General features: G+C 55.2%; 17 protein-coding genes and 1 pseudogene. 11 read left to right on the top strand and 7 right to left on the bottom strand.

What is annotated here, in order from left to right:
* Window positions 1-5 precede the first annotated feature (5 nt).
* The 7 genes from ACFOJE_RS21125 (at window position 6) to ACFOJE_RS21095 (ending at window position 4,218) form a co-directional block, all read left to right on the top strand.
* Window positions 6-341, top strand: coding sequence for a hypothetical protein (locus tag ACFOJE_RS21125; RefSeq protein ID WP_377816971.1), 336 nt, complete (start codon window positions 6-8; stop codon window positions 339-341).
* Window positions 341-1,027 (top strand): hypothetical protein, encoded by a 687-nt coding sequence (locus tag ACFOJE_RS21120; RefSeq protein WP_377816970.1) that lies wholly within the window; start codon window positions 341-343, stop codon window positions 1,025-1,027. The genes ACFOJE_RS21125 and ACFOJE_RS21120 overlap by 1 nt, the downstream gene beginning before the upstream one ends.
* Window positions 1,028-1,107: 80 nt before the next feature.
* Entirely contained in the window at window positions 1,108-2,139 is a 1,032-nt protein-coding gene (locus ACFOJE_RS21115) for a tail fiber domain-containing protein (RefSeq protein ID WP_377816969.1), read from the top strand.
* A gap of 124 nt (window positions 2,140-2,263) precedes the next feature.
* Window positions 2,264-2,809: a glycoside hydrolase family 19 protein gene (locus ACFOJE_RS21110; protein ID WP_377816967.1), complete on the top strand. Its 546-nt coding sequence runs from the start codon at window positions 2,264-2,266 to the stop codon at window positions 2,807-2,809.
* Window positions 2,806-3,291, top strand: a complete 486-nt coding sequence (locus ACFOJE_RS21105) for a hypothetical protein (RefSeq protein WP_377816966.1) — start codon at window positions 2,806-2,808, stop codon at window positions 3,289-3,291. Before ACFOJE_RS21110 ends, ACFOJE_RS21105 begins: the two co-directional genes overlap by 4 nt.
* Entirely contained in the window at window positions 3,176-3,427 is a 252-nt protein-coding gene (gene lysC / locus ACFOJE_RS21100; RefSeq protein WP_377816965.1) for an Rz1-like lysis system protein LysC, read from the top strand. Before ACFOJE_RS21105 ends, lysC begins: the two co-directional genes overlap by 116 nt.
* Before the next feature lie 170 nt (window positions 3,428-3,597).
* Complete coding sequence (locus ACFOJE_RS21095; protein ID WP_377816964.1) at window positions 3,598-4,218, top strand: PIN domain-containing protein; 621 nt, start codon at window positions 3,598-3,600, stop codon at window positions 4,216-4,218.
* A 232-nt stretch (window positions 4,219-4,450) separates the two neighbouring features.
* Here ACFOJE_RS21095 and ACFOJE_RS21090 read toward each other — a convergent pair whose 3' ends face one another.
* The 4 genes from ACFOJE_RS21090 to ACFOJE_RS21075 form a co-directional block, all read right to left on the bottom strand.
* Window positions 4,451-5,179, bottom strand: coding sequence for a hypothetical protein (locus ACFOJE_RS21090; protein ID WP_377816963.1), 729 nt, complete (start codon window positions 5,177-5,179; stop codon window positions 4,451-4,453).
* Window positions 5,180-5,309: 130 nt separating this feature from the next.
* On the bottom strand, window positions 5,310-6,620 hold the full coding sequence (locus ACFOJE_RS21085; RefSeq protein WP_377816962.1) for a phage antirepressor N-terminal domain-containing protein: 1,311 nt from the start codon (window positions 6,618-6,620) through the stop codon (window positions 5,310-5,312).
* A 339-nt stretch (window positions 6,621-6,959) separates the two neighbouring features.
* A complete protein-coding gene (locus ACFOJE_RS21080) occupies window positions 6,960-8,768 on the bottom strand; it encodes an AIPR family protein (protein WP_377816961.1) in 1,809 nt (602 codons plus the stop codon).
* An 85-nt stretch (window positions 8,769-8,853) separates the two neighbouring features.
* Window positions 8,854-9,933, bottom strand: a complete 1,080-nt coding sequence (locus ACFOJE_RS21075; RefSeq protein ID WP_377816960.1) for a type I restriction endonuclease — start codon at window positions 9,931-9,933, stop codon at window positions 8,854-8,856.
* A gap of 159 nt (window positions 9,934-10,092) precedes the next feature.
* Here ACFOJE_RS21075 and ACFOJE_RS21070 point away from each other — a divergent pair, with 159 nt between their 5' ends.
* The 4 genes and pseudogenes from ACFOJE_RS21070 to ACFOJE_RS21055 all read left to right on the top strand — a co-directional run.
* A complete protein-coding gene (locus ACFOJE_RS21070; RefSeq protein ID WP_377816959.1) occupies window positions 10,093-10,878 on the top strand; it encodes a nuclease-related domain-containing protein in 786 nt (261 codons plus the stop codon).
* Window positions 10,879-11,190: 312 nt separating this feature from the next.
* Window positions 11,191-11,640 carry a hypothetical protein gene (locus ACFOJE_RS21065; protein WP_377816958.1) on the top strand — a complete coding sequence of 150 codons (450 nt, stop codon included), beginning with the start codon at window positions 11,191-11,193 and terminating at the stop codon, window positions 11,638-11,640.
* 978 nt (window positions 11,641-12,618) lie between these two features.
* Window positions 12,619-13,002 (top strand): DUF2750 domain-containing protein, encoded by a 384-nt coding sequence (locus tag ACFOJE_RS21060; protein ID WP_377816957.1) that lies wholly within the window; start codon window positions 12,619-12,621, stop codon window positions 13,000-13,002.
* Window positions 12,977-13,084, top strand: a pseudogene (locus ACFOJE_RS21055) (IS1595 family transposase); the annotation flags it as partial. The gene ACFOJE_RS21060 and the pseudogene ACFOJE_RS21055, both read left to right, overlap by 26 nt.
* Window positions 13,085-13,556: 472 nt before the next feature.
* Here the strand turns inward: ACFOJE_RS21055 and ACFOJE_RS21050 are convergent.
* The 3 genes from ACFOJE_RS21050 to ACFOJE_RS21040 form a co-directional block, all read right to left on the bottom strand.
* Entirely contained in the window at window positions 13,557-14,606 is a 1,050-nt protein-coding gene (locus ACFOJE_RS21050; protein WP_377816956.1) for a tyrosine-type recombinase/integrase, read from the bottom strand.
* A 1-nt stretch (window position 14,607) separates the two neighbouring features.
* Window positions 14,608-14,844 (bottom strand): DUF4224 domain-containing protein, encoded by a 237-nt coding sequence (locus ACFOJE_RS21045; protein WP_377816955.1) that lies wholly within the window; start codon window positions 14,842-14,844, stop codon window positions 14,608-14,610.
* A gap of 105 nt (window positions 14,845-14,949) precedes the next feature.
* Window positions 14,950-15,231: transposase (locus ACFOJE_RS21040; RefSeq protein WP_377816953.1), on the bottom strand; the 282-nt coding region annotated here is incomplete at its 5' end.

The raw sequence follows: 15,231 nt of genomic DNA, 5'->3' as shown, positions 1-15,231 counted from the left end.
ATGGAATGCGGTTATTTGACGGGGCAGGCGCTGCGATTCTTGATACCAGCAGTTTCACCTACCAGGTGATCTTCACCACCGTCGTGGACTTCCGATCCGCCACCGGTAACGAGACTCGCACCTACTCGATACCAGACTTCGATCCGGCCAAGTGCTGCGCGGTCATGCTGCCGATAGACGACTACACCGTCGACTACGGCGACTACTGGAACTCCTGTCCCTACATCAAGCAGAGCGAGCTTACCGCAGGCTCCATCAAGGTCTACAACTACCGCCCGGAGTACAACGACGGCATGTTTACGAAGACCCGAGTCACCCTGATGGTCTTGAGGTTTGCCTGATGACGTACGGTTTCCGCGCGATCAACGACAGCAGCCGGGTGCAGATCGACTCCATGACCCCCACGCTGTGCCTCTTGGCTGAGGGCACCTACGCCGCGTCTGGCACCAACAAGGTGACGCTCCGCTTCCCCAGCCCGATCACCTCCCAGATACCGCCCCTGGTCTTCCTGCACCCGACCGACCCGACGACGATAGCCTGGGAGTTACGGACCTACATCCAGGTTGCCCTGGTTGGGACCCCCGGAAACTGGACCGGATTCAGGCTGGAGACCTACAACGTGAACGGCAGGCCCCATGGCAAGTGGTTCGTGGCCTCCAGTGACGTCTCCCCGAGCGCGGACTACGGGATGCGGCTATGGGACGAGACCGGGAAACTGCTGTTCGACTCGGACAAACCGTCCGTTCTGTTCACAAGGGCGCTGTGGCCGTGGACCTACGCCGGGAAGATTGGGGCCACCGCCCTCCCGTACTGGCTGTCCGGTTCCAACAACGCCTTGACTACCGACGAGTACCTACTGCTCAACCCGTTCGCCATGGACGACCTAGGGGTCAACACCTCCGGGGCCATGTGGGGGGTGTGCGTCGACTACCCCAACAACAGGGTGTTCCTGGTCGACTGGGCCCAGGGCGGGTATAGCCTGGTGGGACACAAGCCGCTGGTCTATGCCAAGTTGACGGCAACCTAAACCCTGGCGCTATGCCGCCCTACTAATTTCACACTTCATCAGCCCGCCATGTGCGGGCTTTTCTTTTTCTGGAAGTCAGCATGACAAAGCAGACCATCAATTACGGCGCCGCCGGCAGTGGCTCGGGCGGCGATACGGCGCGGACAGCCCTCCAGAAGCTCGAGACGAATTTCAACGAGATTTTCAGCTCCGCGGGAAGCGCAGCCAATGCCAAGGCCCTGAATGAGCTGGCCGGGGACGCCGACCGCTTGCCGTATTTCAGTGGGGTGGGCGTCCTATCGTTGTCAACTCTGACGGCGAGGGCTAGAACTCTACTCGCCGCAGGAAATCAGGATGGGCAACTGGCTGCACTTGGGTTGAGAGACTTTTCTGCGAGTATCAGCCTGTCGGGTGTTTATACCGGGGCTATCGAAGTTATATCTGCCACCCCCTATATCGATTTCAGGGATGGCCTGACGGAGGACTTCGATTTCCGGATTATTCGGACGACAAATGACGCGGTTAACCTAACGTTTTACGACGGAACCACCTACTACGTGGCTATCGATCGGTTCTCTCCTGCACAGGACGGGGCCAAAATGCTAGGAAATCCGAGCGGCCGTTGGTCTGTGCTTTATGCGGCCAGCGGTACTATCAATACCTCCGACGCCCGAGAGAAAACTGAAGTCCGCGCGCTGACCGACGGCGAGATCGCGGCGGCCCGGCAGCTCGCCCAGGAGATCGGCGCCTACAAATTCCTCGCGGCCGTGACCGAGAAGGGCGCAGACGCCCGCGAACATATCGGCCTGACCGTGCAGCGCGCCATCGAGATCCTGCAGGCCAACGGCCTGGAGCCTTTCAACTATGGCTTCATCTGCTACGACAGCTGGCCGCAGGTGACGGTCGACCATCCGGCGACCTATGAGCAGGTCCCGGTGACCGATGCCGATGGCAACGTCATCGGCTACGAGAACGGCGCACTGATCAAGGAGGCCTGGACCGAGGTCACGCAGGAGGCGGGCGACCGCTACTCGTTCCGCACCGACGAGCTCAACCTGTTCATCGCCCGCGGTCAGGCCGCGTACCTCGCGCAGCTGGAGGCGCGCATTGCCGCTCTGGAGCCGACCGCATAATCACCGCCGATTCCACCGCTGAGTCGACATGACTGAGCGTGGATGACTACAAAACGCTGACCAGTTTGAGCCGCCTTCACCAATAGCCCGCCCATCGCGGGCTTTTTTTCGCCTGGAGAAACCCATGCCCATCACTGAGCAGCAGTTGCTGCAGATTATGCCCCACGCCGGCCCTCGTGCCGGCGTTTTTGTGCCGGTTCTCAACGCGGCCATGAAGCGCTGGCAGATCACTACGCCCCGGCGGATTGCCGCCTTTCTCGCCCAGATCGGCCACGAGTCGAGCCAACTGCGCTACACCCGGGAAATCTGGGGGCCGACGCCGGCCCAGGCGCGCTACGACCTGCGCACCGACCTCGGCAACACGCCGCAGGCGGACGGCGACGGTAGGCGCTACCTCGGCCGCGGCCTGATCCAGATCACCGGGCGGGCCAATTACGCGGCGGTGAGCATCGCCCTGTTCGGCGACGACCGCCTGCTCCGGCAGCCCGAGCTGCTCGAGCAGCCGGAGTGGGCGGCGGAATCCGCCGGCTGGTTCTGGTGGGTGAAGGAGCTGAACGGCCTCGCCGACCAGGGCCGGTTCGCGGACATCACCCGCCGGATCAACGGTGGACTGAACGGACAGAAGGAGCGGCTGGCCCTGTGGTCGCGGGCCACGGAGGTGCTGGCATGAGCCTCGCCGATCTGATCCCCGTGCAATTCCGCCTGCTGGCCGCCGTCGGTATCGCCCTGGTCCTGCTGCTGGTCGGGGCCGGCCTCGTCTGGTGGGGGCTGTCGCCGCGCATTGGCCTGCAGTCCGCCCGCGCCGAACACGCCGAGCAGGCGCTCGCCGACTCGCAGCAACTCGTCGAGCGGCAGGCCGACGTGCTGGCCGAGCAGCAGAAGCAGATCGGCCAGATCACCGCCCTGGACCAGCGCATGCGTGCGCTCGAACAAACCATCACCCGCAATGCCCAGGCACAGAACCGCGCCCTTGAGGAGCTGAAACGCCATGACCAAGCCGTCGCCGATTATCTCGCCACTGTTGTGCCTGCTGCTCTTGGCCGGCTGTACGAGCGGCCCGAGACCACCGATCCCGCCGCCTACCACAGCCCGGATCAACTGCCCGCTGACCCCGTGCCGACTACCGGCGCGGCCGGCCCTGCACACCAATGACGACTGGCGCGCCGCTGTCGATGCGCTGGAGGGGGAACTGCTGAGCTGCGCCGGGCAGGTACTGGAGTGCATCGAGCGACAGCGCTTGCAGGCCTTGCCCGTCTCGCAGGAGGCGCCAGTACCTATGGCTCAGTAGATGTGCAGCGAGCTATCGCTCGGGCTGAGCGAGTGATGACGCATGCCGACAGGGGTTTTGAGGCATCTGTATCACGCCGTTTTCCATGCCGTAGACAGTTTCGCCAACATTGCGCTAGCTTCGCGGCAGCTCCGGCTAAAAAGCCGATGTGTCATCAGTATGGAGAAACGATGCGTACGAACTACATCCTCGTTGACTACGAGAATGTGCAGCCCAAGGACATTGGTCTGCTTCAGGATGGTCCCTTCAAGGTCAAAGTCTTTCTCGGCCCGACTCAGGCCAAAATCCCCGTGAGCCTCGCCACCTCGTTGCAGGTTTTGGGCACGAATGCCGAGTACATCCAGTTGGAGACGGCCGGCAGTAATGCGCTGGACTTTCATATCGCCTACTACATCGGTGTGCTCGCCACGGAAGACCCGACCGGTTTTTTCCATATCATCTCCAAAGACACCGGCTTCGACCCGCTGATCAAGCACCTCAAGGCGCGCAGGATTTTCGCCCAGCGCTCGCTCAGCATCGCCGAGATCCCTTACTTCAAGGCAACAGCGGCAGAGGACGGCAATAAGAACGCATGGGTCGATGCTGCCGTGGCCGATCTCGTGCGACGCAAGGCTTCTAAGCCGCGTACCCAGAAAACGCTGCTCAGCACCCTGGATGCCCTGTTCCGCAAGGAACTGTCCCCGCAGCAACTCTCCGAACTGCTCGATGACCTGTGCGTCCGTGGTCTTGTGAGGTTCAACGGAGCGCGGATCACCTATTCCTTGCCGAGTGAAGTTGTCAGAGCGTGTTGACTATCGGCGCTTCATGGCCTGCGCCTAAATCTTTCAACATAAAGAGCCCCTGCCACCCCGCAGGGGCTCTTTTTTGTGTCTGCAATTCAGCGGCTAGGCGTGGTCGGGGTGTAGCTGCAGCCGAACTTGCTCTTGAGCGCCGACCAGCAGGCGGTGGCGGCCTTACGCGCCGTGACCAGGGCTACTTGTACTCTGATGTTCGCTGGGCAGGCGCTGGGGCGAATGCTGTCTGCTATTCCTTGGCGGACAGCTTGGTAACGCGTATCACCTTGTTGCTGTCGTTGTTGATCTTCAGTACCTCGGTGCCGGCCAGCAGGAAGGTGTATTTCGTTGTCGCCGTAATCAGCATGCCCTGCTTCTCGCCCTGATCGGTCTGGATGATGTGTGTTTTCTGCAGTTGACTGGCAGGAGCCGAAAGTCCGTGCTGGGCGATATCTTCAAGACCAGATTTTTGCCCTCGGTTGAGGATGAGTATCGGCAGGATGACGAGTAGGAAGAGGACAAAGCTAAGGAGTACCGTTGTCTTTAGCTTCTCTTCTAATAAACTGGTTCGCTTGAAGTACCATACGATCCCCCCGGCCAAGAGCATGTAGAGTATGGCTTGTAGCACAGCCCCAATATGGGGAACATGTGAGAGTGGAATGATGGTGTCGAGAAGCAGAGAAATGTAGCCGTAGAAAAGCAAGGACGATATGCCAATATCTAGCTCGTTCATGCTGATACCAAAAGCATCGTATTCGCCAGCGAGCGCGCAGTAACCATACACCACGAGCAGCCCTTGCATGGCAACTGCGGCCAGTGCGACCAATTTTAGACTGAGCTCCAGATTGGTCTGCGAAGCAGCAGCTGGTGCCGTTGGCTGGTTGTTGGACTCGGGGAATGGTGCAGTCTGCTCGGCCTTTAGCCGAATCTCCGGGTTTACCAGCTCAACTCGAACGGTTTTGTCGCGTTTCCAGAACATCAATCGCCCCTAACTCGCCATGAAAGTCTAAGCGCGCGAATGATATGGCATAGAGGCAATAAGAGCCCTGAATAGAGCGTCGCGAAGAGCCCTTGCCACCCCGCAGGGGCTCTTTTTTTGTGTCTGCGATTCAGCGGCCGGGCGTGGGCGGGGTGGAGGGCTTCACGTTCACGTACTTCTGCATGTGCCGGCGGTCGCGCTGGAAGCCTTCGATGGCCTGCTGGATGTTGCTGGCCATCAGGCGCATGGTCACGTCCATCTGGCGCATCAGGTTCTGGTAGGAGCGCAGTTCGTAGTAGGCGCCGTCGACGCGGTAGCCGGCGTTGTGCAGGGTGTCGAGCAGCTCCAGGCAGGGGGAGTAGTCGCTCGTCAGCAGGTCGTTGTAGCCCACCACCAGATCGGGGCTGTTTGGGTTATCGCTACGAAACTGCTGCGGGTTCTTCGCCTTCCAGTCCTCGATGGGAAAGTCGATCGGCAGGCGGCCGAGTACCTTCGGCGCTTCCGGCTCCAGCCACTCGCCCTCCAGCTCGATGCGCGCCACCAGGCTCACCGCTTCGGTGAACTGCTCCGGGGCGATTTCCTTGTAGCTGCAGCCGAACTTGCTCTTGAGCGCGGACCAGCAGGCGGTAGCTGCCTTGCCGCGCCGGGCTTCGGGCAGGGCCTCGATGCGCGCCGCGACCAGGGCCTTGATCGCGCTTTGCTGCTCGCCGGACAGGCCGTTGGGGAGGGCGCGTGGCGCTGGGCTGGGCACGAACTGCTCAAGGGCGGCATCGAGCCACAGGCGCAGTGGTTCGGCGCGCTCGGGGCGGGCGTGGAGCAGGGCGAGGTCCAGGCCGCGGCGGTCGATCACGTTGAGCATCTGCCGGCCCACCTGCCGCTGCGACCGGTGCTCGGGGCGCAGGTGGCGGGTGACGCAGTAGGCGTCGCGCAGGCTCAGGGCGTTGGCCACGTCGGCCGCCACGAACCACAGCTCCTCGCCCTCGGGCACGATGCGGAAGGCGCGGTCGTTGTACGTCAGGCGGATCGGCACCGACGGCCCGGCCGGGGCGGTGGCCATCGTGCGCGGGTTCAGCGCCTCGCCCTGCTGCCAGTAAGCGGCGAGGGCGGCGAAGCATTCGCGCTGATACTGCACCAGCCGCTCGCGGATCTCCGGGCGCACGCGGGAGGCATCCACGCCGAACAGCCAGCCGTTGAGGTGGTCGAGGGGGAGGCAGACGAGTCCGCGCTCCTTGCCGTCTTCGGCAACCGTGGTCGTGATGACCATGGTCGATTTGAGGACAGGGTGACGCTGGATGCGTGCGTACTGTGACTTCCAGTCGAGGCCGATGGCTTCGCTGATGGGCTTCATCGCCACGAGGCGTTCGCCTGCGGGAGATGAGATGACGGTGAGATCGTGACCTTGAAAGCTGACGGTGCCGAGCTGGCTGCTGATGGCCGACATGGTGTTTTTCCCTTTGCAGTCCGTTGACCGCTTCCCCTCCGCCAAGAGGGGTGAGCGGAACCGTGCGGGTTGGCGGACCGGGCAAAGGAACCGGCGGGCCGTGAGGCCCCCTCACACGGCCCGCCCATAAAGGGTGCAGCCATGTTGCGGGCACAAAAAAACCGCTTACAGCGGCTTCGTGACCGCCTTTGCTAACCGGGCCGCCAAGCCCAGGTCGCTGGATTACAGCGACGAGGGAACCCTAGCCGTCTTGCAGAGGGGCGTCAAGAGTGAAGCCTAGAAATTGCTAGATGGCCCTATGCTCTTGTGGGGGGCTTTAGATATAGGGCCATCAAGTCTTTATTTATTGCCTTGAAGTTCTCGCGCCATGATGTTCTCTACTTCCTTCTTGAAATCCCGGATCTTCACCAATTCTCCATTTCGCTTGCGGCCATTACTTGATGAGTATGACTCTTTTGCCGACTCAAATATGGAGCAGGCTTTTTTAAAGGTCGAATCAAGTGTCTCTTCGTTCTTGAAAGAGTCGATTATTTTTTCAAGCTCACTCTCTGTTTTTTGTGAGTTCAGGTTTCCTATAGTTATTTTTTTTGTCATGAGCATACGGACTATCCAGCACACCCAGTACCTAGATATCTCATACTTTTGACTTATTTTTCCTTGTGCCTGAAGCTTAAAGTACAAAAACAAAAGGAGTGACGAGAAGTAATATGGAGCATTTACATGGTCTTCTTGGAAGATTTGCTTCTTCTGGCCTAGGTCGCGCAGAATTGTCACTGGATTCCTTGTTAGTATCAGGTGAGGCTCACCCAATACCACGGCAGTGAATGATCGAATCTGGCCATGCAAGTTAACCACCCTTGGTCGTTCTATTTTCTGCTCTGCGTTAGAGAATTCTTTCGAGCGGCGCTCATAAAATAACGGCTCCGGAGAAGACGCTGAGAACGCTTTGTAATAGTCCTGCAGCCGCTTGTGAAACTTTTCGAGTGATGCAAAAGCTTCAACAGGAACAGGGGTTTGCCTGTTAGTTGAACGAATCACCTTCGATATTAGATCATTGCTGTTTGTGTGTATTATTTTTACTGGGATGCTGAGAGGGGAGTTGGTTGAAAAGCTATCTTTGTAGCTAAATATCATGTTACTGGTTTGGCAGCCATTAACTATATAATAATCGCTTATCCTATAGTCCGTGGCCTGAAGGTTTGAGAAATTCTTTGCGACAATAGTTACCCCGTTGTTAAGGAGTATGAATTTATCTAGCATGTCTGTACTTGCTAGTGTCTCTGAGATTTCTGTGTTAACAGAGTTTTCTTCTCCTTGGAAGTCGCGAACATTTTCATAGAAGATGTTTTTTCTAATTCCACCGTCCGTCCCTGTGATTAGCTTCAGGAACTCATGAACTGGCAAATACCCTATGAATGCCTGAATTACATCGCTTATTTTTTCGCATGGAACATTTTTATCAAATGCTATATTTACATCATACTTGTTCTCTATTTCTGCATAAAAGTCTATCAGGTTGTCTGCGTTTATATGGGTTATTTTTACGTCTTGGACTTCATCTACAGATGAGAGGATTGACTTTATTTCGCTATCTATTAGGTTTTTCGACAGCTCGTCCCCTGTCTCTTTTCCAGTGGTAATAAAATACAGTTCGCACTTTGGTCTGGTATTGCCAAAGAATCTGGAGTTTTCTGGCTTATATAACTCGCTAATTAATTCCCTGGTCTCAGCTATATCTTCAGATTCTTGAATAACTCCTTCCTCATTGAAAATATCTTTAACTGCTTTGGTGAATTTCAAGAATTCACCAGAGTCAAACGATGTCGATCTTTTTGTTTGGATGAATACCAGTCTTGCGTCTATTCTTTTTGACTTTGCCTGCAGCTCCAAGTCATCTGCAGTAGTCATTAGAGTATTGTTTACAATGAGCCCAAAGGCATCAACTCCAAAGGTGCCGCCTGAGTCAATGTCTACGACCTTGAATGTCGATGGATCAGAAAATGCTTCAGGATCAATTCTTGAAAAGATTACATAATTTACAAAGTTTTCGAATATTTTTGACTCTTCAAGATGCTGCATCGAAAACTCTTCAGCGAAATCGTGCAACCTTCCAAGAAGGATTCTGTTTTTTATGACTTGACTGCTCATTCTCGTGAATCTGCCATCGAATGGATTTTATAAAGCGAGTAGAGGGGCAACGCTCTGCTTGTCCATTTATGGTTGCCCTGAATATTTAAGAGTTAAGATAAAAGCCGACGGTATCTCTCAGTTGGTCTGAGAAGTTATAGATGTCATCGAGGGCCTCAATGGGGTGTCGCGTCTCGTTTTTCTCTTTGTCGAAAATTCCGATATATTTTTGGCTGCGGTTGAAATGAAGCCGACAGATGGGCTTGCGGTTGTTATCGTCTAACAGGACGCCACAATAGCTTTGAGTATCACGCTGAACGATACGCTTGGCTTCTACGGCCGAGCGCACGATCGCTTTCACAATATGGAATCCCTCCATCTCTTCGATAGTGGTGACTACTTTATCGTCCTCTATTTTCTCAGGACTTATGTTCTCTTCGTGAGCGGGCACCGTACTTATGGCGCTGGCGCTTCCACTCATGGCTGACTTCAGTCGCTCATTCACTTGGTCGTTTAGAAACTGGGCCGCCGCCTTACGCGTCAGTTCGGAAAATTGGTCGCGTACCTTCTGCGTGATAATGCCGTCATACACGCGGGAGGCAATCAGCTTAACGAAATCCTCATCAGGCACGCTGAGCTGAGTAGCAATCACCTTCTTGATCTGGCTGACATACTTCAGCTCGCCCGCTGCATTGATGATAGATTCGACGTCGAATGCCGACTTCGTGAGCTTGAGCAGCTCGGGTACCACATATTCATCAATGTCGAGCAGGTCCAACTCTAGGAATGGTTTTTCATCCATTTTGTTCGGTGCGTCCAAGTCCGTGAAGAACTTGTAAACTTGACCATTTGTCAGGATCGAGATGCGCGCATTGGTGACGTGGAAATAGCGAAAGAGTTGAGAAGCATGATTAATGTTCAGCGACTCGCCTATCTTCTTGCACTCGATTAGTATCTGTACTTCACCATTTTTCAGAATGGCGTAATCAATCTTCTCGCCCTTCTTCGTGCCGATATCGCAGACGTACTCTGGCGTTACCTCGGTTGGATCGAATACGTCATATCCAAGCACGGTATTGATGAAGGGCATGACGAAAGCATTTTTCGTGGCCTCTTCCGTCTGGATAGCTGCACTCTGTTGGCGAATCTTGGCCGCTAAGCTGTTTAGCCTTTCGATAAACTCCATTTCAACCTCCTTGATAAATACCAGCAATCCTATTGCTATAGGAGGTATTATGGCAACTGGCTATCACTTTGATGCGAAAAAGCTAGCTCGTAGGGTAGACAACGCACAGCCTTACCTACCGCACAAAGCACCATCCTGTCGTAGCTGGAGATATAGAAATTGGACTTCACACCCGTAATCGCCCAGCTCTGGAAAACGGCCATCTGGCTTGCGCCACTGATGTTGTTGGTCGGCCTCCTGAAGTCGCCCTGGGTAAAGGGGTATATCGGCGAGCTGCTGGTTCGTCTGTTCGCGCACTGGCAACTGGATAAGCAGACATATCGCCGTCTGCACAATGTGACGCTGACGACACCGGACGGTACGACGCAGATCGACCATGTGTTTGTCTCGCGCTTCGGCATCTTCGTGCTCGAAACCAAGAACATGAATGGCTGGATTTTCGGCAACGAACAGCAGGCGCAGTGGACGCAGAAACTCTACAAGCAGAGCTTCAGGTTCCAGAACCCATTGCGGCAGAACTACAAGCACCTCAAGGCGCTGGAGGCGACGCTCGGTGTGGCGCCGGAGCATCTGCATTCGGTGATCGCCTTCGTCGGCGGCAGCACCTTCAAGACCCTGATGCCGGCGAACGTCACCGAAGGCATCGGCTTTATCCGTTACATCAAGTCGTTCCGAGAGCCGGTGTTCAGCGAGGCCGAGGTGGAGGCTCTGCTGCGTGCGCTGCAGGACGGCCGCCGAGCACCGACGCTCGCTACTCACCGCGAGCATGTGCAGAACCTCAAACGCCGCAGCGATCCCACGGCCGAGCGTAAATGCCCCAAATGTGGCAGCCTGATGCTGATTCGCACGCTGAAGACCGGCCCGAAAGCAGGGCAGCAGTTCTGGGGTTGCTCGGCCTTTCCCAAGTGCCGAACGCTCCAGAGCCTCGGAGGAGGCAGCGGGTAGGGTAGGCAACGGCGCAGCCTTGTCTACCGATGCCAACGGTGTGTAATCGCAACGCGAGTTACCCACCCTGTCGGATAGGAGTTGACTGGGAGAGGCTATGCGCGAGGTTGAGAGCAGGCGGGGTCGGACTTTATAGTTGGATAGCTAACTGCTGGCGCCAGCAGTGTATAGCGTATAACGTCGCAAAGCGGCCAGCTTGGCCGTGAAATCAGCGGCGTAGAAGGGAGAGCTGAGGCAAAGAGAGTGTTATCCACCAGTCCCATTTGGCGAGCTATACGCCATTTGTTGTCTATCTGTAGTTAGATAATCAGCATGCACGAAGACATGATCTATATTCCAGTCAGCGCAAGTAAATGGTTTCTGCAAATCATTTACTCTGCAATTTTATTTCTAGTTGCTATAAAGCTAACCAACACAATCTTTGCCATTACGGCAGTTACAGCCTTGAACGCAGCCTTGCTAGCGAGCCCCAAATCAGCGGTCATCGATACAAAAAGAAAAATATTGACCTATTTCTACAGAAAGCCGTACTCACTAATTCTCAGAAGGCAAGTTGATCTATCAAGCTACTCTCGAATTTACTCCCAAGTCGAAAGTTATGCGGGAAGGTCGTTACACCTGAGTGGGCCCAGAGGTGAGCACTTGGTTATTGCAAAATTTGACCAAAACCCTACATCGGCAAATCAACATATTCAGGAGATCACGCAGCTCAGGAAAAATATTGCTAGCAAACTTGGAATACATGACGGCGGAGAGGCTTGACCTCTAACTTATAGTTCAAGCAAGTAGGGTAGACAACGGCACAGCCTTGTCTACCGATGCAAACGATGGGCAATTGCTTTACGAGTTGCCCACCCTGCAAGACTAATGATTGGATTTTGGTTGGTGATCATGCGAAAGATAAGTTGTACGTTGCTCTTCCTCTTCCCGGTTTTGGGTTTTGCTCAAGAGGTAACGATAGAGTCGGAAGGGCTGTCGCCTGCGCCGGTTTCCGTGGCCAGACTGATTTCGGAAAGTCAGGCGGTCTATGAGAAGTCGGAGTTTCCCCCGTTGCTTAGTCTTTTGATTAATGGTTTCCATGCTCCTGTGTCGGAAATGCTCTCGGGGTTGCGTTAAAACTTTTATTGGCTGGTAGTGTTAATACCTAAGGACGTCTGGGTGAAGTTGATTTTGATGCCGCATATGATTGCTGATTACTGCTCGATAATAATTTCTTTTTTGGCAACAGTGGTCGCTTGGAGGAAGGTCTCTCACAGGGGCTTATTCTTTATGGTGTCATTGTTGTCCTTGTTTGGAGTGTGGAGGGTTGTGGAGTTTATTTCGAGTGTCTTGCAGGGTTTAATTTGGAGGCGTGAAGGCTTCTCAATGGATAATATGAATTATTATTTGCAGTTTCAGAGTGAAGTTTGCAGCTATGTGTATTTATTGTTAATGCCGATTCTCCTGAGGCGTCTATACCTTGCGTTGCGCAAGCGAGTAGGGTAGACAACGGTGCAGCCTTGTCTACCGATGCAGACGGTGGGTAATCGCTACACGAGTTATCCACCCTACGGGCTATGCAATGATCCGATTAGCAACTTGCCAAGTGCTGATGGCCTTGGTGTATAACGTCGCAAAGCAGCAATTATGACTGCGAAACCAGCGGAATAGACAGGGGCGCAAGCATGGCAAGGAATATTATACACCACGCCCGTCCGGGGAGTTATACACCATTTTGTCTCTATTTATAGTTCGGTGCATATGAGTATTGCAGCCTCCCATGCTTCAGAGTTTTATCGCGAGGTAGCCGAATCGGGGCGAGTCTGGGGAATTAAAGACACGGGTGGCTTTCCAGCCCCTATTAATAGTGATGGGAGTCGGGCTATGCCATTTTGGTCTTCTGAGTCACGTGCTCTTAAGGTGATTCATGGCGTGCCTGCCTATAACAGCTTCGTTCCTGTGGCTATAGAGTGGTCAATATTTTGTGAGCGCTGGGTGCCTGGGCTTGTCCGGGATGGCTTGCTAGCTGGTGTAAATTGGTCAGGCCTATCAGCAAAGGGTTTTGACGTTTCACCAACCCATCTACAAAGGAACGTCGAAGAATTCCGCAGGCGCCTAATGTTACTGGTGCCAGTCAAATCCTGATGCTGTTTTTGAGGCCATTAAATCTGGTGGCGGCCTGCCAAGGTATCGCTGCAAGCCCTGTGGTATGACCAGCAATGTACTCTAGCCAATCTTTCCGGGCCTGTAGGCTGCCTAGGCCAATGAGGGAGTTCTAAGCGTCTAGCTCGAGGCTTTCCTGTCCTGAACGCCTGGCTCTCTGCTTGGCGATTTTTGCGCTTGGTGTAAAGCGACTACTTGCAAGTGATTGAGGTTGCCCGGACAGGCGAGGAAGGGGAGAAATTCGTCCAGAACGGGGCCTGGAATGCGGGGTAAATCGTTTCCACTTGGGGAAAGCGAGGCCGCGTGGCTCTAGGGCTGTAAGCAAGACAAAATTTCCCAGTAGTGGAAACGGTATATTGCTAACCTATTGATATGAAACAGAAATAGTATCGGATTGCAAATCCGTGTACGCCGGTTCGATTCCGACCTCGGCCTCCACTATGAAAGCCCCGTAGATTCAGGTCTACGGGGCTTTTTCATTTCTGCGCCAAAGCCATGTTGTTGCATTAGTTTTCACACGCGTGCGAAAACTTTTGCTATTTCGATGGTTTGGCGATGGCGCCGACGCGCCTATAGACACGCTTGGTAATGCCCTCGGTCGAGTGCCCGAGCAGCACGCTTGCGTCTGACAAGTCTCGAATTTCGCTGGCAGCCTTTGGCCGGATATCCCGGAACTGGAACTGCCTGATCCTCACAGCCAGCTCTTGCTCGCCAGCTGCTGCTGCCTTGATGGCAGCCGACTCACGAGCATCGTCCCAGCGATTTCGGAGCATCGGCCATGACACGCGCTGGCCGCGTCGGTTGATGACCAAGAAGGGCGAAAGGTACTCGGCATTCCCTTTATTGATCCTCTCGACCAGCTTGCCGAGGCTGTTGGGCTCGCCATCGACCTCGACCTGGATGCGCAGTTTCTTGTCGGTCTTTCCCTGCCGCACCAGCAGGTAGCCGTCGACAATGTCGTCGCGGCGCATCGCGAGCACGTCAGCCGGTCTTTGGCCGGTCAGCAGAGCCAGATCCATGGCATCACGTAGCTCATGGCAGGCCTGCGCATAGACCGCTTTCCAGACTGCATCATTGGCGTAGTAGTCGCGCGGTTTTTCCTTGTTCTTGCGTACCCCTTGACAGGGGTTGGCCTGCTCGCACAGTCCCCATTCGCGTGCGATGTTGAACACGTGGGAGAGCAGTGCGATCTCGCGGTTCGCCCGGGTCTTCGCCGATCGCGCATCGCGATACTGAGCGATCATTGCAGGCGTGATGGCCTCAATTGGTGCGCTGTCGAACACCGCCCGCAGCTGTTTCAGCTCAGCCTTGTTGTCTCTCTGGGTGCGCGGTGCTTTGTAGGGGATGATGTCGCGCTCATAGCGATCGAAGATGGCCTGCATTGTCTTGAGGTCGGCTGGCGCTTCCTTGGCCTCGAGTTCTGCCCAGCGCAACCGGGCCTTATTTAAGTCCCGGCCCAGCGGAATGACTTTCCCGTCAGATCCGCGGTAGTAGTAGCTGATCCAGACCGTTCCGTTCTTACGCTGCCGACAATGGCGATACATATTGATGGGAAGGTCTCGATTATCTGGATTGCGCGGTCGCACTTCAGTTCACCTTGGAAAAGTCGGGTGTCCAGGTTGGTTTTGGTTGCGTGGGGGCTGATGGCTGTACCGCTGGAGTACCAAGCATCTGGCGGGCATATAAGCGCCCAACGAGGGGGCGCCCTCCGCGGCTCTGGACGTAGTGCCATTGGCGCTCATCCAGCCAGCGACGTTGCCAGGCGCGCTCTTTATAGCCGGTGATTTCCTCTAGCTCTTGTTCGGAAAGAATCTCGCTTTCCATGGGCAATACTTCTCCTTCCTGGCGATAGCCAGGGAGTGCAGTGGCTTGGGGGGAGTTGGGCTCCACAGGGCGATGGCGACTCGCCAGTAGCGTGGATTCGGAGTATTAGGCTCTGTACGAAAAGTACTGCCGTAGGCACCGCAGCGTACAAGCCAGCGTGACCATGGCGGCAAAACTTCTTGTTAGCTTATCGTAACGGGTGCCAATCCTACGGCTCTCCTTCAACCAGCCGAACATCCGCTCGATGATGTTCCGTTGCCGGTATTTAGGACGGTCGAATAGTCGAGGAGGCCCCGGTTTAGGCTTGCGCTTCATGGTTCGCAGCGGAATTACCGGCTGCATCCGGTAGCGGTCGCAGTACTGGCGCAGATGCTCAGCATCGTAGCC

Source organism: Azotobacter bryophylli, from assembly GCF_042643485.1.
Classification (GTDB): domain Bacteria; phylum Pseudomonadota; class Gammaproteobacteria; order Pseudomonadales; family Pseudomonadaceae; genus Azotobacter; species Azotobacter bryophylli.
This window is presented reverse-complemented; position numbering and strand designations above follow the sequence as displayed.